Source organism: Pseudomonas sp. IT-P253, assembly GCF_949768125.1.
In the GTDB taxonomy this organism is placed as follows: domain Bacteria; phylum Pseudomonadota; class Gammaproteobacteria; order Pseudomonadales; family Pseudomonadaceae; genus Aquipseudomonas.
The window spans coordinates 149,660-171,241 of the sequence record NZ_CATKPT010000033.1; the positions used below are offsets into that span (position 1 = coordinate 149,660).

Sequence of the window (21,582 nt, forward strand, 5' to 3'; positions counted from 1 at the left end):
CGCCCGACAGGCATAAACGACAAAGGGCCCAATTAAGGGCCCTTTGTGTTTTACATCAATAGCTTATTAAGCGAACGGGTGACGCAAAACGATGGTTTCGTTGCGGTCCGGGCCCGTCGAAATAATGTCAATCGGCGCACCGACCAACTCTTCGACGCGCTTGATGTAGTTGCGAGCCGCTTGCGGCAGCTCTTCCAGCGTCTTGGCACCGACGGTGGATTCGGTCCAGCCTGGCATCTCTTCGTACACCGGCTCCAGGCCGATGTAGCTGTCGGCGTCAGTCGGTGCGTCGATCACGGCACCGTCCTGGTTCTTGTAGCCAACGCAGATGTTGATGGTTTCCAGGCCGTCCAATACGTCCAGCTTGGTCAGGCACAGGCCCGAGATGCTGTTGACGTCGATAGCGCGACGCAGGATGACGGCATCGAACCAGCCGCAACGACGGGCGCGACCGGTAGTAGCACCGAATTCGTGGCCACGCTTGGCCAGGAACGCGCCCACATCGTCGAACAGCTCAGTCGGGAACGGACCCGAGCCAACGCGAGTGGTATAGGCCTTGGTGATGCCGAGGATGTAATCCAGGTACATCGGACCAAAACCCGAACCGGTGGCGATGCCGCCCGCGGTGGTGTTGGAGCTGGTGACGTACGGGTAGGTACCGTGGTCGATGTCCAGCAGGGAGCCTTGGGCGCCCTCGAACATGATGTCTTTGCCAGCGCGACGCAGCTCGTGCAGTTCAGCGGTGACGTCGAGCATCATCGGCTTCAGCAGCTCGGCGTATTCCATGCACTCGTCAAGCGTCTTCTGGAAGTCGATCGCTGGTTCTTTGTAGTAATTGACCAGTACGAAGTTGTGGTAATCCAGCAGCTCGCCCAGCTTGGCGGCGAAACGCTCACGATGGAACAGGTCACCGATGCGCAGACCGCGACGCGCAACCTTGTCTTCGTACGCCGGGCCGATGCCACGACCGGTAGTACCGATCTTAAGCTCGCCACGGGCCTTTTCACGAGCCTGGTCCAGCGCTACGTGGTAGGACAGGATCAGCGGGCAGGAAGGGCTGATGCGCAGACGCTCACGCACCGGTACGCCTTTCTCTTCCAGCTTGATGATTTCCCGCAGCAGAGCGTCGGGTGCAACCACCACGCCGTTACCGATCAGGCACTGCACGCCTTCGCGCAGCACGCCCGACGGGATCAGGTGCAAGACGGTTTTTTCGCCGTCGATCACCAGGGTGTGACCCGCGTTGTGGCCACCCTGGTAGCGCACTACGGCGGCAGCATGTTCGGTCAGCAGATCAACGATCTTGCCTTTGCCCTCATCACCCCATTGGGTGCCCAGGACTACGACATTCTTACCCATAACACTTGTCCTCATTCGCGCAAACTTGGTGCCGGCAGCCGCCGGCGGGAAAACTCAAGAAGCCAGCGGCAATACTTGCCAAAGCCCGTTCTGCTGAATCAATTGCCGGTCGCAGTCCGCTTCACGGGCGGCGGCCAATGGTTGTCCAGGCAACGCCTGAACGACACGCTGACCCTCACTGCGCAACTGGCAAACCTGCTGCCAGAGTGCCGCATCCGTACTGTCAGGCATCCAGATACCGCCAGACGGTAGCTCGATCTCAGCACGCCCCAGGGTCACCAGGGATTTCAAATCGGTAGAGAAACCGGTTGCCGGACGCGCGCGACCGAAGTCCGCACCAATGTCGTCGTAACGACCACCCTGAGCAATCGACTGACCAACACCCGGCACGAACACCGCGAACACCACACCGGTGTGGTAGTGGTAGCCGCGCAACTCGCCCAGATCGAAGTAAAGCGGTAACTCCGGGAAACGCACGGACAGACGTTCGGCAATCGCCAGCAAGTCGTCCAGCGCTGCCAGAACCGGCCCCGGCGCATTCGCCAGTCGCTCGCGGGCAGCGCTCAATACTTCACGGCCGCCACACAAATCGACCAACGCGCGCAGCATGCCCGACAGATCGGCAGGCAAGCCCTCGGTCAGGGTAATGACCTCGTCGATGGCCTTGCGTTGCAACGCATCGAACAATTGTTGTTCGACTTCACCGGACAACCCGGCAGCGCGGGCCAGGCCACGGTAGATACCAACATGACCGAGGTCCATGTGCACGTCCGGCACATCGGCCAGCTGCAACATGGCCAGCATCAGGCTGATGACTTCCACGTCGCTGCTCGGGCTGGCATCACCGTATAACTCGGCACCCAGTTGAATCGGACTGCGCGAGGACGACAAGGCACGCGGCTGGGCATGCAGCACGCTGCCGGCATAGCACAGACGGCTTGGGCCTTCGCGACGCAAGGTGTGCGCATCAATGCGCGCCACTTGCGGCGTGATGTCGGCACGGAAACCCATCTGCCGGCCCGATTGCGGGTCAATAACCTTGAAGGTACGCAGATCGAGGTCCGAGCCTGCGCCGGTCAGCAGGGATTCCAGGTACTCGATATGGGGAGTCACGACAAACTCGTAACCCCAGCTCTGGAACAGATCCAACACCTGACGACGCGCTACTTCGATGCGCGCCGCTTCTGGTGGCAGTACTTCTTCGATGCCATCTGGCAGCAGCCAGCGGTCTACCGTTGCCATTACGCCATTCCCCTATGATCCGGGCGGCAAGCCTGTGGGCGAGCCTTGAGTGAAGCAGAAAATGATCGGCCCATGTGCATAAACCACGCGCATGAACAACGGGGCGAAAAGCCTGAAATCGGCTTCGCCATCCACTTTCCTCGAAAAACCTGTCGAGCTATTCAACTCGATGTCTTGCAACAAAAACAGCAATCAAACGTGCAGACGCAAAAAAGCCGGGAATTTCCCGGCTGCCGCATCATACACACGTTTTCCCAAAGGATCACCCCGCCCGAGGCTTTAGCCGCCAGGCGGGGGATGATTCAGGTCAACGTCGTATCAAGGCTTGGCTTTTTCCAGGTAACGGAAGAAGTCGCTGCTTGGGTCCAGGACCATGACATCGGATTTGTTCGCGAAGCTTTCACGGTAGGCGCGCAGGCTACGGTAGAAACCGTAGAACTCCTGATCCTGGCCGTAGGCCTTGGAGTAGATCGCAGTGGCCTGGGCATCACCGTCACCGCGAACCTCTTCGGATTCACGATAGGCTTCAGCCAGCAGCACGCGGCGTTGACGATCGGCGTCGGCACGGATGCCTTCTGCCAGCTCGTTACCCTTGGCGCGATGCTCGCGAGCTTCACGCTCACGCTCCGAACTCATGCGTTCGAACACGCTGCGGTTCACTTCTTTCGGCAGATCGATAGCCTTGACCCGAACATCGACTACTTCGATGCCCAGCTCTTTTTCCGCCATCTTGTTCAGCGACGCAGTGATATCGGTCATCAGCGCATCACGCTCACCGGAAACCACTTCGTGCAGCGTGCGTTTACCGAACTGGTCACGCAAGCCCGATTCCAGACGACGGGAAAGACGCTCGTCAGCAATCTGCTTGAGGCCGGACGTCGCGGTGTAGAAGCGCTCGGCATCCTTGACGCGCCACTTGGCATAGGCATCAACCATGACGGCTTTCTTTTCCAGCGTCAGGAAGCGTTGTGTCGGTGCATCCAGCGTCATCAGGCGTGCATCGAATTTGCGCACCTGGTTCACGTAAGGCACTTTCACATGCAGACCCGGCTGAACATCAGCCTGGACCACGCGACCGAACTGCAGCAACACCGCACGCTCGGTCTGAGCCACGATGTAGAAGCAGTTCCAGGCAGCGATCGCCACGACGACGCCGACAATAAGGGCGATCAGCGATTTATTGCTCATCAGCGACTCTCCCTGGTACGTGCTTGCTGTTGCTGCAGGTCAGCTGCCGCACGTGCATTCGCTTCATTGCCGGTGGCTGCCGCGCCGGTCACCGGAGTGCTGGAGCTACGACCACTCTCGACCATCTTGTCCAGCGGCAAATAGAGCAGATTGCTCTGGCCATTCTTGTTGCCGGTCACGAGAACCTTGCTGGTATTGCTGAAGACTTCCTGCATGGTGTCCAGGTACAGACGCTGACGGGTAACTTCAGGCGCCTTGCGGTACTCGGAAACCAGCTTGGTGAAGCGATCAGCCTCACCCTTGGCGCGCGAGACGGTTTCGTCACGGTAACCATTGGCATCTTCGAGGATGCGCTGGGCCTGACCACGGGCTTCCGGCACGACGCCGTTAGCGTAGGTTTCAGCCTGGTTGCGCGAACGCTGCTCGTCTTCACGGGCACGGATCACGTCATCGAAGGCTTCCTGTACTTCACGCGGTGCGGCTGCGCTCTGTACGTTGACCTGAGTGACGGTGATACCCGTGCGATAGGTATCCATGAAGCGTTGCAGACGCTCCTTGATTTCACTGGCCATCAATTCACGACCTTCGGTCAGCACCTGATCCATCGCGGTGGAACCCACTACATGGCGCAGGGCGCTTTCGGTCGCGTGCTGCAGGCTGATTTCCGGCTGATCAACGCTCAGCACGAAGTCCTGCAGGTTGCTGATCTTGTACTGCACGGTCAACGGCACTTCGACGATGTTCTCGTCTTCAGTCAGCATTTGACCCTGCTTGGTGTAGGCACGCTCACGCGTGACGTTTTCCAGGTACTTGCGGTCGATCGGCGGGAAATAGATGTTCAGGCCCGGGCCCACGGTTTCGTAGTACTTGCCGAAGCGCAGCACCACGGCTTGCTCCTGCTCGTCGACGACATAGACCGCGCTGTACAGCCACACGGCTGCCAACACGACCAGGCCGATGCCGAGCAAGCCGCCAAAGCCGCCACTCCTGCCCGGACCACCGCCGTCGTCACCGCGTTTCTTACCACCACCGAACAACCCGTTCAGGCTTTCCTGCAGCTTTCGGAAGGCCTCGTCGAGATCCGGTGGTCCCTTGCGGTCGCCGTTATTGCGGCGCTTGCCACCCCAAGGATCCTGATTGTTCGAGTTGCCACCCGGCTCATTCCAAGCCATAGCGCTCTCCATCTGATAAAGCAAAGACGCACCCACGGCGCGCCGACCAATGCTACAGAATGCCTGTCACCACGGCACAACCGCTTTCTCAGGCTTTTATTGCAAAGTGTGTTGCTCGATGAAGTCCATCGGCTGCAGACCTTCGCGGCTCACCAGTCGATTCAGTTCGACCCGAGGCAAGCGAACGGCCAGCAAACAGATGCCTTCTTCGTCGTGTTCTTCTTTCTGCACCGCACCGAGTTCGAAAAACTGCGCACGCAGTCGAGCAAAACGTTGCGGCAAGCGCAAGGTGCCGATAAACAAATCACTGCCGAGTAACTCGGCAATGGCTTGCTCAAGCAATTCCAGACCAGTGCCATCACGCGCCGACAGCCAGACCCGCTGGGGTTTGCCGTTTTCGTCGCGCTGGATTTGTGGCTCAACGCCTTCAAGCAAATCGAGTTTGTTATAGACCTCGAGGATCGGCAAGTCCTGGGCACCAATCTCGCCCAGCACCACCATCACCTGCTCGATCTGCAACATGCGATCTGGTTCGGCCGCATCGATCACGTGCAACAACAGGTCGGAGTTGCTCGACTCTTCGAGGGTAGACCGAAATGCCTCGACCAGCTTGTGGGGCAAGTGGCGAATGAAACCTACAGTGTCCGCCAGGACAATTGGCCCCAGATCGTCTAAATCCAGACGGCGCAGGGTCGGGTCCAGCGTGGCAAACAATTGGTCAGCCGCGTAGACGTCGGATTTCGTCACGTTATTGAAGAGCGTGGATTTACCGGCGTTGGTATACCCCACCAGCGACACGGTAGGGATATCCGCACGCATACGGCCACGTCGCGACTGTTCGCGCTGGCTGCGCACTTTCTCCAGCCGGCCCTTGATCTGTCGCAGGCGAACCCGCAGCAAACGGCGGTCGGTTTCCAGTTGGGTTTCACCGGGGCCACGCATGCCGATACCGCCACCTTGGCGTTCAAGGTGGGTCCAGCCACGAACCAGCCGGGTGCTCATGTGGTCAAGCTGGGCCAGTTCTACCTGGAGCTTGCCTTCATGGGTACGGGCGCGTTGGGCGAAAATATCGAGAATCAGACCGGTGCGATCGATCACGCGACACTCGAAAACACGTTCGAGGTTACGTTCCTGACTGGGCGTGAGGATGTGATTGAAAATCACCAGATCGGCCTGTTCGGCTTTGACCAGGTCGCGCAGCTCCTCGACCTTGCCGCTGCCAATCAGGAATTTGGCGGTTGGCCGATGACGCGGCACGTTAAAAAACGCAACGGTCTCGGCGCCGGCCGAATTAGCCAACTCCTGAAACTCCTGCGGATCTTCGCGCGCCTCAGGGTCCTGTCCATCCAAGTGAACGAGGATTACTCGCTCACCACCACCGTGGCGCTCAAAGAACAAAGGAGACTCCTATCAGGCGTTACCTGGCTCAGCGTCACCAGCTTCGGATTCGGTTGCGCTAGGCAGACGAATTGGACGAACCGGCACCACTGTAGAGATAGCGTGTTTGTAAACCATCTGGCTGACGGTGTTCTTCAACAGGATAACGAACTGGTCGAAAGATTCGATCGTACCTTGCAGTTTGATCCCGTTGACCAGGTAGATGGACACCCCAACTTTCTCTTTACGTAAAGTATTCAAGTAAGGGTCTTGTAGCGAATGCCCTTTTGACATGTGCCGCACTCCTTTAAGGATTCAATATAAAAAAATAGGTAAACAGATGGCTCTGTGGCCGTCACACCCCCAAGGATAGACGGCAATTGCAAGGACTCACCTCAATATGGAGATGGCCCCCAGGTATTTCAAGGCGCGTGGCAGATTGTCGCAATCCAGGCTGTCCAGCCAGTGTAAATCAGCCCAACTGCGCAGCCAGGTGAACTGGCGCTTTGCCAATTGGCGCGTGGCAATGATTCCACGCTCCTGCATCTCGGCTGACGTCAGCTTGCCATCCAGGTAATCCCAGACTTGTCGGTAGCCTACCGCACGTATCGACGGCAACCCGGAATGCAGGTCACTTCGCTTACGCAGGGCTACGACCTCGTCGATGAATCCCTGTTCCAACATTAATGTGAATCTTTGTTTAATTCGGTCATGCAATACCTGACGATTTGCCGGAGCAATGGCCAAGTTCGCGACAGTATAGGGCAATTGTTGCAGTCCCGAAGCGGCTGCTTCAGTACTTTGCGCAGATTGTTGCAAGCGTAGTGCGGTCATGCTCTGACCGCTGACGCGATAAACTTCCAGTGCACGACTAAGTCGCTGGGGATCGTTCGGATGAATGCGTGCCGCCGATACCGGATCGATTACCGCCAATTGCTCATGCAGGGCTTGCCAGCCAAGGCGTGCAGCCTCTTCTTCAATCTGCGCACGCACCTCTGGATCGGCGGCCGGCATGTCCGCCAGACCTTCGACCAAAGCCTTGTAATAGAGCATTGTGCCGCCCACCAGCAGCGGAATTTTCCCCCGCACGGTGATCTCCGCCATGGCCTGGAGCGCGTCACGGCGGAAATCCGCGGCCGAATAGCTCTCTGCCGGGTCGAGGATATCGATCAGACGGTGCGGAAACTCGGCCAGAATGTCTTTCGAAGGTTTGGCGGTCCCGATGTCCATGCCACGGTAAACCAGCGCCGAATCGACGCTGATCAACTCGCAAGGCAGGACTTTGGTGAGCTCGATGGCTAAGTCGGTCTTGCCCGCTGCGGTCGGGCCCATCAGGAAAATCGCAGGTGGGAGCTGGCTCATCAACGACCGCGCAGGAACAGTTTGTCCAGATCGTCCAGGCCCAGTTGGGTCCAGGTCGGCCGGCCATGGTTGCATTGTCCGCTGCGCTCGGTGTTTTCCATGTCGCGCAACAGGCCGTTCATTTCCGGTAGCGCCAGACGTCGATTCGCCCGAATCGCACCGTGACAGGCCATCGTACCGAGCAGTTCGTTCAGGTGGGCCTGAATCCGGTCGCTGGTGCCGTATTCCATCAGGTCCGAGAGTACGTCGCCGACCAGGCGATTGGCTTCAGCCTGCTTGAGCAATGCCGGAATTTGCCGGATGGCCAGGGTTTCCGGGCCCAGGCGCTGCAATTCAAAGCCCAGACGCTGGAACCAGGCAACGTGCTCCTCGGCGCAATCGGCTTCACGCTGACTGACCGCCAAGGACTCCGGAACCAGCAACGGCTGACCGCTCAGCCCTTCACTGGCCATGGCGACCTTCAGGCGTTCGTACATGATCCGCTCGTGAGCAGCGTGCATGTCCACCAACACCAGACCCTGGGCGTTTTCCGAAAGAATGTAGATACCCTTCAGTTGTGCCAGCGCATAACCCAGCGGCGGAATGTCGTCCTGTCCGGCCGGCAGTGCAACGGCGTTGGCTTCGGGCAACGGCGCAAAAAATTCACGATAGGCCGCCTGGGCTTCAGCCACCGGCACGCCTGACTGAGGTCGCGGCGTGTATTGGTACTGATAACCGGCGCCAGCACCCGAACCCGCAATCGTATTGAGCGACGGTTGTGCCTGCGGCTGCTCCAGCAACGCATTGGCCGCCAGACGCATTTCGCCCTGAGGACCGAACTCCCCGGCATCGATGCCGCTCGGCCGAACAATGGCCGTCGCGACGGGTGCCGCCAAGTGGTCTTCCGGCCGTACATCGCCCAAGGCGCGGTGCAAGGTGCCGTAGAGAAAATCGTGAACCATGCGACCGTCACGGAAGCGAACTTCGTGCTTGGTGGGGTGCACGTTGACGTCGACCCCGGCCGGGTCGACTTCGAAGAACAACACGAACGTCGGATGCCGACCATTGAACAGCACGTCGCGATAAGCCTGGCGCACCGCATGGGCCACCAGTTTGTCGCGTACCGCTCGACCATTCACAAAGAAATACTGCAAGTCCGCCTGGCTGCGGTTAAACGTCGGCAAGCCAACCCAACCCCACAGATGCAGGCCATTGCGCTCAATTTCGATCGGCAGCGCCTGCTCAAGGAACCCCGAACCGCAAATTGCTGCCACTCGCCGGGCACGGGCGGCATCATCGTGAGCCTCGTGCAGGCTGAGGATGGTTTTGCCGTTGTGGCGCAGATGGAATGCCACGTCGAAACGGGCCAGCGCCAGGCGCTTGATCACTTCTTGCAGGTGATCGAATTCGGTTTTTTCGGTCTTGAGGAATTTGCGCCGCGCCGGGGTGTTGAAGAACAGGTCACGCACTTCCACCGAAGTGCCCACCGGATGGGCCGCCGGCTGCACGCGTGGCGCCATGTCCCGGCCTTCGGTCTCGACCTGCCAGGCCTGATCGGCATCCCGGGTCCGGGACGTCAGGGTCAGGCGAGCAACCGAACTGATCGACGCCAGTGCTTCACCGCGAAACCCCAGGCTCATGACCTGTTCGAGGTCTTCCAGGTTGCGAATCTTGCTGGTGGCGTGACGCGCCAGGGCCAGCGGCAGGTCATCGGCGGAAATGCCACTGCCGTCGTCGCGCACCCGCAGCAGCTTGACACCGCCCTGCTCCACGTCGACATCGATGCGCCTGGCGCCGGAGTCCAGGCTGTTTTCCAACAGTTCCTTGATCACCGAAGCCGGGCGCTCAACCACTTCGCCGGCGGCAATCTGGTTCGCCAGTCGCGGGCTGAGCAGCTCGATACGAGACGTGTTGGTCAGCACCTGGTTCATTCTTTGGCCGCCAGCTCAGCGCCGGGAATGGTCAAGGTCTGACCGATTTTCAGCTCATCGCTTTTCAGGTTGTTGGCGCTGCGCAGGGTCGCCGGGGACACCTGGTAACGCACGGCAATCATCGCCAGGGTCTCGCCCGGGCTCACGCGATGGTCACGCGGGCCCTGGGCGATCTTGCCGGAATCACGCAGCCAGGCAATGTAAGTGCCCGGTGGCGGATTCTGCTGGAAGAACTGGCGAACACCGGCACTGATCGAACGCGCCAGCGCTTGCTGATGGCTCGCCGCCGACAGTTTCGAGGCTTCGTTGGAGTTGGAGATGAAGCCGGTTTCCACCAGGATCGACGGAATGTCCGGCGATTTCAGCACCATGAACCCGGCCTGCTCCACCCGTTGTTTGTGCAACGGCGTGACCCGGCTGATGTTGCTCAAGACCTTCTGGCCAACGTCCAGGCTCGACGTCAGGGAAGCGGTCATCGACAGGTCGAGCAGCACGCCGGCCAGCATGCGGTCCTTGTCGTCGAGGCTGACGCTGCCAGCACCACCGATCAAGTCGGAACGGTTTTCGCTGTCGGCCAGCCAACGGGCGGTTTCCGAGGTGGCGCCGCGATCGGACAAGGCGAACACCGAGGCACCGAAGGCTGCGGCAGACGGCGCGGCGTCGGCATGGATCGAGACGAACAGGTCGGCGCCTTTCTTGCGGGCGATTTCAGTACGGCCACGCAGCGGAATAAAGTAGTCGCCGGTGCGGGTCAGTTCGGCGCGGTAGCCTTTCATGCCGCTGACCTGGCGCTGCAACTCACGGGCGATGGCCAAAACCACGTCTTTCTCATGCTGGCCGCTAGAGCCCGAGGCGCCCGGATCTTCGCCGCCATGACCGGCATCGATCACCACAATGATGTCGCGCTTGCCGGCTGGCGCAGGTGGCAGCTTGACTGCCGGTTCTACCGGGGTGACGGGTACCGGGGCCACCGTCGCGACGTTGGTCGGCGGCGGGGCAGGCGCGGCGGCCTCGGCGCTGTCGAACAGATCGACCACCAAGCGATTGCCGTACTGGGCGTTCGGCGCCAAGGTAAAACTCTTCGGTGTGACGGCTTTTTTCAGGTCGATGACCACTCGCAGGTCGGTCGGCGTGCGCTGAGCCGAGCGCATCGCCGTGATCGGGGTATTCGAGGTGTTGACGTTCAACGGCGCACCCAGGGTCGCGCCATTGATGTCGATAACCAACCGATCCGGGGCGGACAGGGTGAAGACGCTGTGCTGGACAGGCCCGGTCAGGTCAAACACCAACCGTGTGTTGTCCGGCGCCCGCCACAGGCGAACACTGTTGACCTTCGTCTCGGCCACAGCGTCGACGGTCACCGCCAGAAACAACACCCCTACGGCAGCCACCAACGCGCGAAAGCGCATACCTAACCCCATCATTTATTTGGATTCCAATGCCAAAGCGGCACACCACGACTCGCCACGCGAGCCTTGGGGCAAAATTTTCAGCGAACGCCCGCTGTCATGCGGGGTAATGGTAATGGTCAGGTCGGGCTTTGGCAAAAAGCCTGCACCCTTGCGAGGCCATTCGATCAGGCACAGCGCGTCGTCGTCGAAGTAGTCGCGGATACCGAGGTACTCCAGTTCTTCAGGATCGACCAACCGATAAAGGTCGAAATGGAAGGCCCGGATGTTGCCGATCTCGTAAGGCTCGACCAGCGTGAAGGTCGGGCTTTTAACCGCGCCCACATGCCCCAGGCCGCGGATGATGCCCCTGGAAAGCGTGGTTTTCCCCGCCCCCAGGTCCCCTACGAGAAAAATCAGCCCGTGCCCCTCGGTTGTTTGTGCGATGCGGGCGCCAAACGCGGTCATCGCCTCTTCATCAGCCAGGTACAGGGTTACTTCAGACACGGTGCTTGCTCCTCCAACAACTGACGAATGGCTGGGATCAGATCACTGGCCGCCAGCCCACGGCCCGATTTACCTTCTTGCGCGCCCGCATTGGCATGCAGCCAGACCGCCAGGCACGCCGCGTCGAACGCATCCATGCCCTGGGCCAGCAACGCGCCGACCAGACCGGCCAGCACATCGCCTAATCCTGCGGCGGCCATGGCCGGATGCCCCTGATGACACAGCGCCAGGCGCCCATCCGGGCTGGCGATCAGGCTGCCGGCCCCCTTCAATATCACTACAGCTGTATATTTTTTGCTCAATGCATGCGCTGCCGCAGGACGATCAGCCTGAACCTCGGCGGTGCTGATACCCAGCAGCCGCGCCGCTTCGCCCGGATGCGGGGTCATCACGCAATTCTTGGGCAAGCCCACCTGTTGTTCGGCCAGCAGATTCAGCGCATCGGCGTCCCAGACTTGCGGCAGCGGCGCATTGGCCGCCGCCGACAACAGACTGCGCCCCCAGGGGGCCTGACCCAAGCCTGGACCGACTACCAGCACGGAAACCTTTTGAAGCAGTCCCATCAGTTGATTGGCCGACGACGTTCCCAACACCATGGCCTCGGGAATTCTGGCCAGCGCGGCAGGAACATGCTCGCTGCGAGTGGCCACGGACACCATGCCCGCACCGCTGCGCAGTGCACTTTGCGCACTCAGCAAGATCGCGCCGCCGAAACCGCGATCACCGCCGATCAGCAGCACATGACCAAACTTGCCTTTGTGTGACGAGGGCGCCCGAGGGGCCAGTCGCGCCAGATTGCCAAGCGTCAAACGGCGAGCGCTGATGGGCGCGCCTTCAAGCACCTGAGGATCAGCGTGCAGATCGTTGAAAACCAGTTCACCGACCACGTCTGCCGCATCACCGGTGAACAGCCCCAGCTTCAAACCAATGAAGGTGACACTCAGGTCCGCGCGCACCGCAACGCCGAGGATACGACCGGTATCGGCACACAGCCCGGACGGGATATCCACCGCCACAACCGGCAGCCCACAGCCGTTAATCCCGGCAATGGCGCTGGCGTAGGGTGCTCGCACCGCTCCCGTCAAACCCGTGCCGAGCAAGGCATCCAGTACAACGCCACGCAACTCGGATTCAGCAGTCCAGGCCTCGACGGGCACTTTTTCGGCCACGGCCTCGGCATGCGCCAACGCCGCGTCGCCCTGCAAACGCTGGGGCTCCCCAACCGCCAGCACCCGCACCGTCCAGCCGGCCCGTTGGGCCAGCACCGCTACCAGATAACCGTCACCGGCATTGTTGCCGTGGCCGGCCAGCACACTCAATTCGTGCGCCGTCGGCCACTGACGGACCAACGCACGCCAGGTCGCTCGTGCTGCACGCTGCATCAATTCGAAGCCCGGCGTGCCAGCCGCGATCAGGCTCGCATCGAGTCCTCGGACTTGCGCAGCACTGTACAGCGCGTCGGGTAAATCATCTTTAGTGTGCGGCATGCGTCTTCGAGCTCCGATGTCTGGCAGAATTATACGCACCTCAGCTCCGGTTTCTCTCGTCTCATGCCCGCTATTACTACAGACCTGCCCGCCCTCGCCCAATCCATCAAGGACTGGGGCCGCGAGCTGGGCTTTCAGCAAGTCGGCATCAGCGGCCTCGACCTCGCCGAGCATGAGCAGCACCTGGAGCGCTGGCTCGCGGCCGGTTACCACGGCGAAATGGAATACATGGGCGCCCACGGCAGTAAACGCTCGCACCCCGAAGAACTGGTGCCGGGCACCCTCCGGGTGGTTTCCCTGCGCATGGACTACCTGCCGGGCGATACCGAAATGGCCAAACGCCTGGGGCAACCTTCAAAAGCCTACGTCTCGCGTTATGCCTTGGGCCGCGACTACCACAAGCTGATTCGTAAACGCGTGCAACAACTGGCAGAGAAAATTCAGGCCGTCATCGGCCCGTTCGGCTACCGCGCCTTCGTCGACAGCGCGCCGGTGCTGGAAAAGGCCATCGCTGAAAAGGCCGGTTTAGGCTGGATCGGCAAAAACACCCTGGTCTTGAATCGTAAAGCCGGCAGTTACTTCTTTCTCAGCGAACTGTTCGTCGATTTGCCGCTGCCGATCGACCCGCCCCACGCCACCGAACACTGCGGCCGCTGCACGGCGTGCCTGGACATCTGCCCGACCAACGCGTTCGTCGGCCCCTATGTTCTGGATGCCCGACGCTGCATCTCTTACCTGACCATCGAACTGAAAAGCGCGATCCCGGAGGATTTGCGGCCATTGATCGGCAATCGGGTGTTCGGCTGCGACGACTGTCAGATTGTCTGCCCGTGGAACCGCTTCGCCCGTCCGTCCGGGGAAGGCGACTTCACGCCCCGGCACAACCTGGACAACGCCGAACTGGCCGAGCTGTTCATGTGGGACGAAGAGCGGTTTCTCAGCAGCACCGAAGGCTCGCCATTACGCCGCGCCGGCTACGAGCGCTGGCTGCGCAATCTCGCGGTAGGCCTGGGTAACGCACCGTCGAGCATTCCGGTGCTGGAAGCGCTCAAGGCACGGCGCGACTATCCGTCAGAGCTTGTTCGCGAACACGTGGAATGGGCCCTGAAACAACACGGACTGTAGCAGCTGCCGCAGGCTGCGTTCGAGGCCGAAGGACTCGCTTTGCAGGATCACGACTGCTCCGCAGCCGGACGCAGCCTGCGGCAGCTGCTACAGGTCCGCGTGCAACTCAGGCTTCGTCGTTGTAGACGAACTTGGGCATTTCCCAGTGGAAACGAATCGCCAGCAAACGCAGGAGGAAGCCGCCAAACAGGGTGATCAGAATCGCCTGTTCGCCGGGTAATTGCAGGTAGATGCAGAACATATAGCACCACGCGGCAGCGAACGAGACGCTGGCGTAGAGCTCGCGACGGAAGATCAGCGGGATGTCGTTGCAGAAGATGTCGCGCAGAATGCCGCCGAAAACCCCGGTGATCACGCCGCTGACCGACGCCACCAGCATGCCTTGACCCATTTCCAGGGCAGTCATGCAGCCAATCAGCGTGAACGCCACCAGGCCCAGGGCGTCGAGCACCAGAAACAGCGAACGCAGGTGACGCATCCAACGAGCAGTGAAGACCGTGAACATCGCCGCAATCGAGGTCAGTACCAGGTATTCCGGGTGCTTGACCCACGTCAGCGGGTAGTGACCCAACAGCACGTCACGCACCGAACCGCCACCCAGGGCCGTGACGCATGCGATCAGCACCACCCCAAACCAATCCATGCCGCGGCGACCGGCAGACAAGGCCCCCGTCATGGCTTCGGCAGTAATGGCGATCAGGTAAAGCATCAGCAACATGGTGGCGGTCCTTGCAGAAGGGCGCGCAGTCTAGCCATTTAGTCGCGGCACCAAAAGAGGGCGCCAGCGAATCGACCCAGCCTTCAAAGGTGACTGGGCGGCCCCCATCGCGAGCAAGCTCGCTCCCACAAGGACAACTCAGTCCCATGTGGGAGCGAGCTTGCTCGCGATGAGGGCGGAGCGGACACCCCGAATCAGAACTTGATGAAATGCTTGCGGTAGTGCTGCAGCTCTGCGATGGATTCGCGGATGTCGTCCAGGGCCAGGTGGGTGCTGCCCTTCTTGAAGCTGTCACGCACATCCGGCGCCCAACGTGCGGCCAACTCTTTAAGGGTCGAGACGTCGAGGTTGCGGTAGTGGAAGTAGCTTTCCAGGGATTTCATGTGGGTATAAAGGAAGCGACGGTCCTGGCAGATGCTGTTGCCGCAGATCGGCGACTTGCCCTTCGGCACCCATTGCTCCAGGAAAGCGATGGTTTGAGCCTCGGCTTCGGCCATGCTGATGTGACTGTCACGAACCCGCTGGGTCAGGCCCGAGCCGCCGTGTTGACGGGTATTCCACTCGTCCATGCCAGCGAGGATTTCGTCGCTGTGATGAATGGCGATGACCGGACCTTCGGCCAAGGTGTTCAGATCACTGTCGGTGACAATGGTCGCCATCTCGATGATGACGTCGGTATCAGGGTTCAGACCGGTCATTTCCAGGTCGATCCAGATCAGATTCTGTGGATTTTGCATTGTGTCGGCTCCTAGGCAATGCTGCGCAGTTTAGCTTAGAGAGGTGGCCGGGCGTGCTAAACTCGCGGCCGTTTTACCTAATCGCTGCATTCTTGATACGGAACACCCATGGCCAAACGCCAACTCAATCGTCGTCAAAACTGGCGCATCGAAAAGATTCAGGGCGAACGCGCTGCCCGCGCCGCCAAACGCGAGTCCTCGGCTGTCGAGGCACTCGAAGGCGGCGATCTGGGTCCGGAACAGACGGGGCTGGTGATCGCGCACTTCGGTGTGCAGGTCGAGGTCGAAGCCCTCGATGGCGAATTGGCCGGCCAGGTGTTCCGCTGCCATTTGCGCGCCAACCTGCCTGCGCTGGTAACTGGCGATCAAGTGGTCTGGCGTGCCGGTAACCAGGGTATTGGCGTGATCGTGGCGCAACTGCCGCGTAAAACCGAACTCTGCCGACCGGACAGCCGTGGCCAGCTCAAGCCGGTGGCGGCCAACGTCGACATGATCGTTATCGTCTTCGCGCCGCTGCCCGAGCCGCATGCCAACCTGATTGACCGCTATCTGGTCGCCGCCGAGCACGCAGGGATTCGTCCGTTGCTGCTGCTCAACAAGTTCGACCTGATCGACGAGCAAAACGCCCCGGCGCTGAATGCCTTGCTCGCGGTCTATCGCACGTTGGGTTATCCGGTGCTGGAAGTGTCGGCGCACCACGGTAATGGCATGGAACAACTGCAGGCGCAGCTGGACGGACGCATCAGTGTGTTCGTCGGCCAGTCCGGCGTCGGCAAGTCGTCGCTGGTCAACAGCCTGCTGCCGGAAGTCGAAGCCCGTGTCGGCCCGTTGTCCGAGCTGTCCGGCCAGGGCACTCACACCACCACCACCGCGCGGTTGTTCCACTTCCCGGGTGGCGGTGAGTTGATCGACTCCCCAGGGATCCGTGAATTCGGCCTGGGCCACGTCAGCCGTGCCGACGTCGAAGCCGGTTTCATCGAGTTCAACGACTTGATCGGCACCTGCCGCTTCCGCGACTGCAAGCACGACCGCGAGCCCGGTTGCGCACTGCTCAAGGCCCTCGAAGAAGGCCGCGTGCAGCAGCAACGGATGAACAGCTACCGCTCGATCATCGCCAGCCTGCCGGAAACCAGCTATTAAGTAGCCTGGATCATTTTCGTGATGCCGCGAAAATGATCAACAGACAAGCAGAGAAAAAAGCCGCGATCATCTCGCGGCTTTCTGGTTTCAGGGTGCTGCTTTTTCCAGCTTCCAGCCCAATGCATCCAAGGCGACACAGCCATCCTGAACAACATATGTGCAGCATTGGCGAAATGCTCCAAGTCGTGACCTTCGGCGTCTTTGACGCACAGGAAGGCGTTGCTCTCGAGCAGTAATCGCCCAGCCAACACACCCTTATGTTTTAAAACCTGCGTGCAGAGCACTCATAACGGCGACATATCAGAATTTACGCACGCTATCAGCACTAGTGATTCCGTGCAAAAAAAATGAATTAATTGAGACTGAAGGCTTCTTGAATGGTCTTGATCAAGCGGGCGCCAGATTGACATTCACGGTAGGGATGGCAGTTACCTGCCTTCCCCTACCGTGACCAGATTTTGAGCCCGTTACGCTGCCGGGTGTCAGAACGCTGCGATTAAGTAAACTGCTTGGCGCGACGATCTCGACTTTCTGGTCTTCAGGGTGCGGTCTTTTCCAGCTTCCAGCCCAGCGCATCCAAGGCGTCACAGCCGTCCTGAATCAACAGGTGTGCAACATTGGCGAAATGCTCCAGGTCATGACCTTCGGCGTCTTTAATGCACAGGCAGGTGACGCTATTGAGCAGATTGCGCGCGGCCTTGATTCGGTGAACGGCGGTCTCAAGAAGATCGGAAGCGCGGGCTTCTGTGTCTATGTACAGCGTCGGGCCGACGCTGAAGTTGCCTTGGAGCGGGTGGTATTTGGACATGGTTTGAATCTCATCTGATAGGTGAAGCTCCCACCCTTTCGCGGCTAAACGAATTGGGGTGGTAGCTGTACGCGGGTTAGCCGACCGGACAGATGAACCCGGCACACCCTGAGGTGTCCCACGCACAGCCACCATAGACATGCAAATGCTAGGTAGCGAAAAGCGCCGCGATTATACGGGCGCTTGTGCATCATCTGATACGACCGGCTAAAGTCGATCACCGATTCGTCGGTGACGGGCGAACTATAGGCGAGGTTCCGGCGAAGTAAAACCCGGTTTATGCGCCTCAGAACCGTCCTACGCGATTCTCGGACCAAGCCTAATTCCTTGACTTTTACTGCAGTCCGACAGATCTAAATTCAATCTTACACGCACAAAAAAGCCGACATCGCTGTCGGCTTTTTCGTGGGTCACTGCTTCGGTGGCTCCGCCGGCTTCACAGCTGGGCTATCGAAAAGATTCAGACGCTGCCGAAGTTCATGCGCAGGCAATGGCTCCTTATCCGCCGGAAGTGCATTCGGGTCGACTGGTTTGGCGGGCACTTCGCCCGGACCACCCTGCCCTTGCCCCGGCTCTGGCGCAGGCTCGGCACCTTGCGAACCTTCGATGGCGCGCTGGGCTTTCCTGGTCAGCACCACGATATCGATACGGCGATTAATCGGATTGAGCGGGTTTTCGCGATCGAACAATGCCGACGAGGCATAACCGACGACTCGCGCCACTTGCGATTCCGGGTAGCTGCCGGCAATCAGCGCACGGCGGGCCGCGTTGGCACGGTTGGCCGACAGTTCCCAGTTACCGAAATCGCCGGTACCAGCGTACGGCTTGGCATCGGTGTGGCCGCTGATGCTGATCTTGTTCGGCACCGCTTTGATGGTGTCGGCCATGGCCAGCAGGATGTCTTCGAAATACGGTTTCAGACGGGAGCTGCCGGAGTCGAACATCGGGCGGTTTTCGGCGTCCATGATCTGGATGCGCAAGCCATCCGGGGTGATATCGAACAGAATCTGGTCTTTAAACTTTTGCAACTGTGGGCTTTGCTCAACCTTGTTCTGCAGTTCTTGCAGCAACAGTTCCAGACGTTCCTTCTCGACCTGTTCAGCCATGCCTTCGACTTGATCGGTGTCGACAGTCACCTTGTCGGGCTGTGGCTGGGATTTCACCTCAGGGTTGAGGGTTTTCTCGGGCGCCAGGGTGGGCGTGCCGCCCAGGTCGATGATGAACGGCGTGCCGCTTTCGGAGAAGCCGACCGGATCTTTGAAGTAACCGGCGATGGCGATCTTCTGTTCCGGCGTCGCCGTAGACAACAGCCATAGCACCAGGAAGAACGCCATCATCGCCGTGGCGAAGTCAGCAAAGGCGATTTTCCAGGCGCCCCCGTGATGCCCGCCGGCGATGCGCTTGACGCGCTTGATGATTATCGGCTGATTATTTTCCATGGCTTAGCGACCGCGAACCGCTTGTTCCAGCTCGGCGAAGCTCGGACGGTGCGCCGGGTAAAGAACCTTGCGCCCGAATTCCACGGCCAGCGACGGCGGCATGCCGGAAGCCGAAGCCACCAGCGAGGCCTTGATGGCTTCGTAAACGTTCAGCTCTTCTTTGGCATCGTGGGCCAGGGAATGGGCCAGCGGGCCGAAGAAGCCGTACGCGGCGAGAATACCGAAGAACGTACCGACCAGTGCCGCGCCGACGTGCAGGCCGATGGATTTTTGATCGCCCTCACCCAGGGACGCCATGGTCACCACGATACCCAGTACCGCGGCGACGATACCGAAACCGGGCATGGCGTCGGCGATGCCGTTCACCGCGTGGGACGGGTGCTCAAGGTCTTCCTTGAGGCTGAATAGCTCCATGTCGAACAGGCCTTCCAGCTCATGGGGAGCCATGTTGCCAGAGGACATGATGCGCAGGTAGTCGCAGACGAACGCGGTCATGCGTTCGTCTTTGAGCACCGCAGGGTATTTGGCGAAAATCGGGCTCGCAGCGGCATCTTCGATGTCGCCCTCGATGGCCATCATGCCTTCGCGGCGGCTCTTGTTAAGGATCTCGTAGATCAGGCCCAGCACTTCAAGATAGAAGGTGTGGGTGAAGCGCGAACTGAACATGCCCAGGGATTTCTTGAGCACGTGCATCGTCATGTAACCAGGGTTGGCCTGGAGGAATGCACCAAGGGCCGCACCACCGATGATCATCACCTCGAAGGGCTGGATCAAGGCGGCAATCTTGCCGTGGGAGAGCACGTATCCGCCAAGCACGCTCGCGAATACGACGATGATGCCGATAATTTTAGCCATAGGTAGGGGAGCACTTACTGAGTCGGGTTCAAGGTCATATTCGGAAGTTAAAAAATCTCTTCTTCTACTTATCGGCAAAACTGCGCCAGACTATAGCCAGTTCAGGCGAAAAGCCAATCTAGCCCGCGCCGGGCGTGTTTACAGCCTTTGATGATCCCGTCCAGCCATGGCTAATGAAACAAGCACTGCAACTCAAAAACCGACCACACTTGAAGGCTGGGTCAAGCTTCTGGATGGTGTGCACCTACCGGTTCCGCAAGACAGCCACGACCGAGTCTGCAGGGCCATTGCCGATAACCGCAGCTCCCTGCGCGACATCGCCGAACTGATGCAGGACAGCCCGGCCCTGGCCCTGAGCGTGATTCGCGAAGCTAACCGCTACACCCATGGCAGCATGACCGAACCTGCGGAAAACCTTGAAATAGCGATCAATCGCCTGGGGTTGAAACGCACCGAAGAGCTGCTCGCCCGGCTGTCAGTCGAACCTTCTTCGCAAATCCCCGTCGCCCTGCGTCAGCTTCAGCTGATCAGCCAGCACGCCACCCAACAAGCCAACGGCTTTTTCGCCAATCGCCTGGCGCGACTGTGGCAGGACATCCATTGGGGCAGCCTGCTGTTTCTTTCGCCGTTCTGGCCCTTGGCTCTGGCCCACCCGCAACTGCTTGAGGAATGGGAGTTGCGGGTGATTCACAAGGGCGAGTCGGCGCGCAAAGTCGAGAAGCAACTGTTCGGCGTTCGCCTGTTGGAAATCGGTCAGGCGCTGGCGGACATCTGGCGACTGCCGATCTGGGTGCAGCAGGGCTATCGGCTGTTGCTCACTGAGCAGCGCGAACTGGTGAAAGTCCTGCGCATCGCTCGCGACAGCGATCATCCGCTGCGTCAGCAGAACCGCCTCGACGACGACCCGACCCTGCGCCGTTGGCTCAATCAACCCGCTAATACAGTGCTGCTGGCTAACGGTTTGGCGTTGTCGGCCCAGCACGCCTGGGACAGCCCACACAGTGAACGCTGGCAGTACCTGACCAGCCTTTACCTGCAAATGCCGATGAACGAAGTGCAGCAGCAGTTGCACCAACAGGCGACGAACAGCGCCCGCCATCACGGCATGCCGGACCTCTGGCACCCGGCCGAATCGTTGATCTGGCCGTGGGGCATGAACCGTAAACACGCCGCTTTGCTGCCGGCCCCCGCCCCCACCACCGAAGACCTGGCGAAGTGGCGCAAACAATGTGCCGAGTTGCTGGTCGAGCCGAGCCGCTTCACCAACGCCATGCACTTGACCATTTCGGCCCGGGACGCGCTGGTCGCATGCGGCATGCGTCGCGTGATGATCCTGATGGCCGACCGCACTCACGCTAATCTGCGCGTGCATCAAACCGCCGGACTGCCAAAAGAAGCGGCCGGGCAAAACTTCCTGGTGAGCCAAAGCGCCGTGCTGCAACGCCTGCTCTCGCAGCAGGCCCAAGTGCGCCTGACACCGGCCAATAATGCGCAGTTTTCAGCGCTGCTGCCGGCCAGCCTGCGCTCCCGGTTCAGCGGCGAACACTTGCTGCTGCGCTCACTGGTCAATAATGGCCGGGTGATCATGATCGTTGTGGCGGATCAGGGTGGCGGGCCGTTCTCGGAAATCACCGTACAAGCCTTCGGCAAAACCGCACAGTGCATCGAAAAGGCACTGCACAACTTCAGCCAGCGCTAGGGCCTGTTATCCGTTATTTCCGGCACCTGAAATAACGGATAACAGGCCCCCATGACGCTGCGCTACAAT

20 protein-coding genes are annotated in these 21,582 nt (G+C 60.0%); 4 read left to right on the forward strand and 16 right to left on the reverse strand.

Annotation, left to right across the window (positions count from 1 at the left end):
• Positions 1–66 precede the first annotated feature (66 nt).
• From ACM6IR_RS17940 to ACM6IR_RS17990, 11 genes are all read right to left on the reverse strand, one after another.
• Positions 67–1,359 carry an adenylosuccinate synthase gene (locus ACM6IR_RS17940; protein ID WP_010464193.1) on the reverse strand — a complete coding sequence of 431 codons (1,293 nt, stop codon included), beginning with the start codon at positions 1,357–1,359 and terminating at the stop codon, positions 67–69.
• Between the two features lie 54 nt (positions 1,360–1,413).
• Positions 1,414–2,601, reverse strand: coding sequence for an ATP phosphoribosyltransferase regulatory subunit (locus tag ACM6IR_RS17945; protein WP_414908933.1), 1,188 nt, complete (start codon positions 2,599–2,601; stop codon positions 1,414–1,416).
• Positions 2,602–2,919: 318 nt separating this feature from the next.
• Positions 2,920–3,789 carry a protease modulator HflC gene (gene hflC, locus ACM6IR_RS17950; protein WP_414908934.1) on the reverse strand — a complete coding sequence of 290 codons (870 nt, stop codon included), beginning with the start codon at positions 3,787–3,789 and terminating at the stop codon, positions 2,920–2,922.
• Positions 3,789–4,961 carry an FtsH protease activity modulator HflK gene (gene hflK / locus ACM6IR_RS17955; RefSeq protein ID WP_414908935.1) on the reverse strand — a complete coding sequence of 391 codons (1,173 nt, stop codon included), beginning with the start codon at positions 4,959–4,961 and terminating at the stop codon, positions 3,789–3,791. The genes hflC and hflK overlap by 1 nt, the downstream gene beginning before the upstream one ends.
• Positions 4,962–5,057: 96 nt before the next feature.
• Positions 5,058–6,359: a ribosome rescue GTPase HflX gene (hflX, locus tag ACM6IR_RS17960; protein ID WP_414908936.1), complete on the reverse strand. Its 1,302-nt coding sequence runs from the start codon at positions 6,357–6,359 to the stop codon at positions 5,058–5,060.
• Positions 6,360–6,371: 12 nt separating this feature from the next.
• Positions 6,372–6,632 (reverse strand): RNA chaperone Hfq, encoded by a 261-nt coding sequence (hfq, locus tag ACM6IR_RS17965; RefSeq protein ID WP_007902656.1) that lies wholly within the window; start codon positions 6,630–6,632, stop codon positions 6,372–6,374.
• 96 nt (positions 6,633–6,728) lie between these two features.
• Positions 6,729–7,700, reverse strand: coding sequence for a tRNA (adenosine(37)-N6)-dimethylallyltransferase MiaA (miaA, locus tag ACM6IR_RS17970; RefSeq protein WP_414908937.1), 972 nt, complete (start codon positions 7,698–7,700; stop codon positions 6,729–6,731).
• Positions 7,700–9,610 carry a DNA mismatch repair endonuclease MutL gene (mutL, locus tag ACM6IR_RS17975; RefSeq protein ID WP_414908938.1) on the reverse strand — a complete coding sequence of 637 codons (1,911 nt, stop codon included), beginning with the start codon at positions 9,608–9,610 and terminating at the stop codon, positions 7,700–7,702. Before mutL ends, miaA begins: the two co-directional genes overlap by 1 nt.
• A complete protein-coding gene (locus ACM6IR_RS17980) occupies positions 9,607–11,034 on the reverse strand; it encodes an N-acetylmuramoyl-L-alanine amidase (RefSeq protein ID WP_414908939.1) in 1,428 nt (475 codons plus the stop codon). Before ACM6IR_RS17980 ends, mutL begins: the two co-directional genes overlap by 4 nt.
• Positions 11,035–11,505, reverse strand: coding sequence for a tRNA (adenosine(37)-N6)-threonylcarbamoyltransferase complex ATPase subunit type 1 TsaE (tsaE, locus tag ACM6IR_RS17985; RefSeq protein ID WP_414908940.1), 471 nt, complete (start codon positions 11,503–11,505; stop codon positions 11,035–11,037).
• A complete protein-coding gene (locus ACM6IR_RS17990; protein ID WP_414908941.1) occupies positions 11,493–12,992 on the reverse strand; it encodes an NAD(P)H-hydrate dehydratase in 1,500 nt (499 codons plus the stop codon). Before ACM6IR_RS17990 ends, tsaE begins: the two co-directional genes overlap by 13 nt.
• Before the next feature lie 63 nt (positions 12,993–13,055).
• On the opposite strand from ACM6IR_RS17990, the gene queG reads away from it, so the two are divergent.
• The gene (gene queG, locus ACM6IR_RS17995) at positions 13,056–14,117 is read left to right on the forward strand and encodes a tRNA epoxyqueuosine(34) reductase QueG (protein ID WP_414908942.1); all 1,062 of its coding nucleotides are present in this window, start codon (positions 13,056–13,058) and stop codon (positions 14,115–14,117) included.
• Between the two features lie 106 nt (positions 14,118–14,223).
• Here the strand turns inward: queG and ACM6IR_RS18000 are convergent, their stop codons facing one another.
• Both ACM6IR_RS18000 and orn read right to left on the reverse strand, forming a co-directional pair.
• Positions 14,224–14,835, reverse strand: a complete 612-nt coding sequence (locus ACM6IR_RS18000) for a trimeric intracellular cation channel family protein (RefSeq protein ID WP_414908943.1) — start codon at positions 14,833–14,835, stop codon at positions 14,224–14,226.
• A 194-nt stretch (positions 14,836–15,029) separates the two neighbouring features.
• Complete coding sequence (gene orn / locus ACM6IR_RS18005) at positions 15,030–15,572, reverse strand: oligoribonuclease (protein WP_414908944.1); 543 nt, start codon at positions 15,570–15,572, stop codon at positions 15,030–15,032.
• A gap of 108 nt (positions 15,573–15,680) precedes the next feature.
• On the opposite strand from orn, the gene rsgA reads away from it, so the two are divergent.
• Positions 15,681–16,712: a small ribosomal subunit biogenesis GTPase RsgA gene (gene rsgA / locus ACM6IR_RS18010; protein ID WP_414908945.1), complete on the forward strand. Its 1,032-nt coding sequence runs from the start codon at positions 15,681–15,683 to the stop codon at positions 16,710–16,712.
• A 32-nt stretch (positions 16,713–16,744) separates the two neighbouring features.
• Complete coding sequence (locus ACM6IR_RS18015) at positions 16,745–16,948, forward strand: hypothetical protein (protein ID WP_414909124.1); 204 nt, start codon at positions 16,745–16,747, stop codon at positions 16,946–16,948.
• A gap of 302 nt (positions 16,949–17,250) precedes the next feature.
• Here ACM6IR_RS18015 and ACM6IR_RS18020 read toward each other — a convergent pair whose 3' ends face one another.
• From ACM6IR_RS18020 to motA, 3 genes are all read right to left on the reverse strand, one after another.
• Positions 17,251–17,520, reverse strand: coding sequence for a hypothetical protein (locus ACM6IR_RS18020; protein WP_414908946.1), 270 nt, complete (start codon positions 17,518–17,520; stop codon positions 17,251–17,253).
• Between the two features lie 410 nt (positions 17,521–17,930).
• Positions 17,931–18,959 (reverse strand): flagellar motor protein MotB, encoded by a 1,029-nt coding sequence (motB, locus tag ACM6IR_RS18025; RefSeq protein ID WP_414908947.1) that lies wholly within the window; start codon positions 18,957–18,959, stop codon positions 17,931–17,933.
• A gap of 3 nt (positions 18,960–18,962) precedes the next feature.
• A complete protein-coding gene (gene motA / locus ACM6IR_RS18030) occupies positions 18,963–19,814 on the reverse strand; it encodes a flagellar motor stator protein MotA (RefSeq protein WP_414908948.1) in 852 nt (283 codons plus the stop codon).
• Between the two features lie 166 nt (positions 19,815–19,980).
• On the opposite strand from motA, the gene ACM6IR_RS18035 reads away from it, so the two are divergent.
• Positions 19,981–21,513, forward strand: a complete 1,533-nt coding sequence (locus ACM6IR_RS18035; RefSeq protein ID WP_414908949.1) for an HDOD domain-containing protein — start codon at positions 19,981–19,983, stop codon at positions 21,511–21,513.
• The last annotated feature ends 69 nt before the right edge of the window (positions 21,514–21,582 follow it).

Bases quoted from the DNA above. Each gene is read 5' to 3' on its own strand.
- hfq (WP_007902656.1), bottom strand. From the start codon at position 6,632: ATGTCAAAAGGGCATTCGCTACAAGACCCTTACTTGAATACTTTACGT.
- motB (WP_414908947.1), bottom strand. From the start codon at position 18,959: ATGGAAAATAATCAGCCGATAATCATCAAGCGCGTCAAGCGCATCGCC.
- ACM6IR_RS18035 (WP_414908949.1), top strand. From the start codon at position 19,981: ATGGCTAATGAAACAAGCACTGCAACTCAAAAACCGACCACACTTGAA.
- ACM6IR_RS17945 (WP_414908933.1), bottom strand. From the start codon at position 2,601: ATGGCAACGGTAGACCGCTGGCTGCTGCCAGATGGCATCGAAGAAGTA.
- ACM6IR_RS17990 (WP_414908941.1), bottom strand. From the start codon at position 12,992: ATGCCGCACACTAAAGATGATTTACCCGACGCGCTGTACAGTGCTGCG.
- miaA (WP_414908937.1), bottom strand. From the start codon at position 7,700: ATGAGCCAGCTCCCACCTGCGATTTTCCTGATGGGCCCGACCGCAGCG.
- ACM6IR_RS18020 (WP_414908946.1), bottom strand. From the start codon at position 17,520: ATGTCCAAATACCACCCGCTCCAAGGCAACTTCAGCGTCGGCCCGACG.
- ACM6IR_RS18000 (WP_414908943.1), bottom strand. From the start codon at position 14,835: ATGTTGCTGATGCTTTACCTGATCGCCATTACTGCCGAAGCCATGACG.
- ACM6IR_RS17980 (WP_414908939.1), bottom strand. From the start codon at position 11,034: ATGATGGGGTTAGGTATGCGCTTTCGCGCGTTGGTGGCTGCCGTAGGG.
- queG (WP_414908942.1), top strand. From the start codon at position 13,056: ATGCCCGCTATTACTACAGACCTGCCCGCCCTCGCCCAATCCATCAAG.
- mutL (WP_414908938.1), bottom strand. From the start codon at position 9,610: ATGAACCAGGTGCTGACCAACACGTCTCGTATCGAGCTGCTCAGCCCG.
- motA (WP_414908948.1), bottom strand. From the start codon at position 19,814: ATGGCTAAAATTATCGGCATCATCGTCGTATTCGCGAGCGTGCTTGGC.
- rsgA (WP_414908945.1), top strand. From the start codon at position 15,681: ATGGCCAAACGCCAACTCAATCGTCGTCAAAACTGGCGCATCGAAAAG.
- ACM6IR_RS17940 (WP_010464193.1), bottom strand. From the start codon at position 1,359: ATGGGTAAGAATGTCGTAGTCCTGGGCACCCAATGGGGTGATGAGGGC.
- ACM6IR_RS18015 (WP_414909124.1), top strand. From the start codon at position 16,745: ATGATCAACAGACAAGCAGAGAAAAAAGCCGCGATCATCTCGCGGCTT.
- orn (WP_414908944.1), bottom strand. From the start codon at position 15,572: ATGCAAAATCCACAGAATCTGATCTGGATCGACCTGGAAATGACCGGT.
- hflK (WP_414908935.1), bottom strand. From the start codon at position 4,961: ATGGCTTGGAATGAGCCGGGTGGCAACTCGAACAATCAGGATCCTTGG.
- hflC (WP_414908934.1), bottom strand. From the start codon at position 3,789: ATGAGCAATAAATCGCTGATCGCCCTTATTGTCGGCGTCGTCGTGGCG.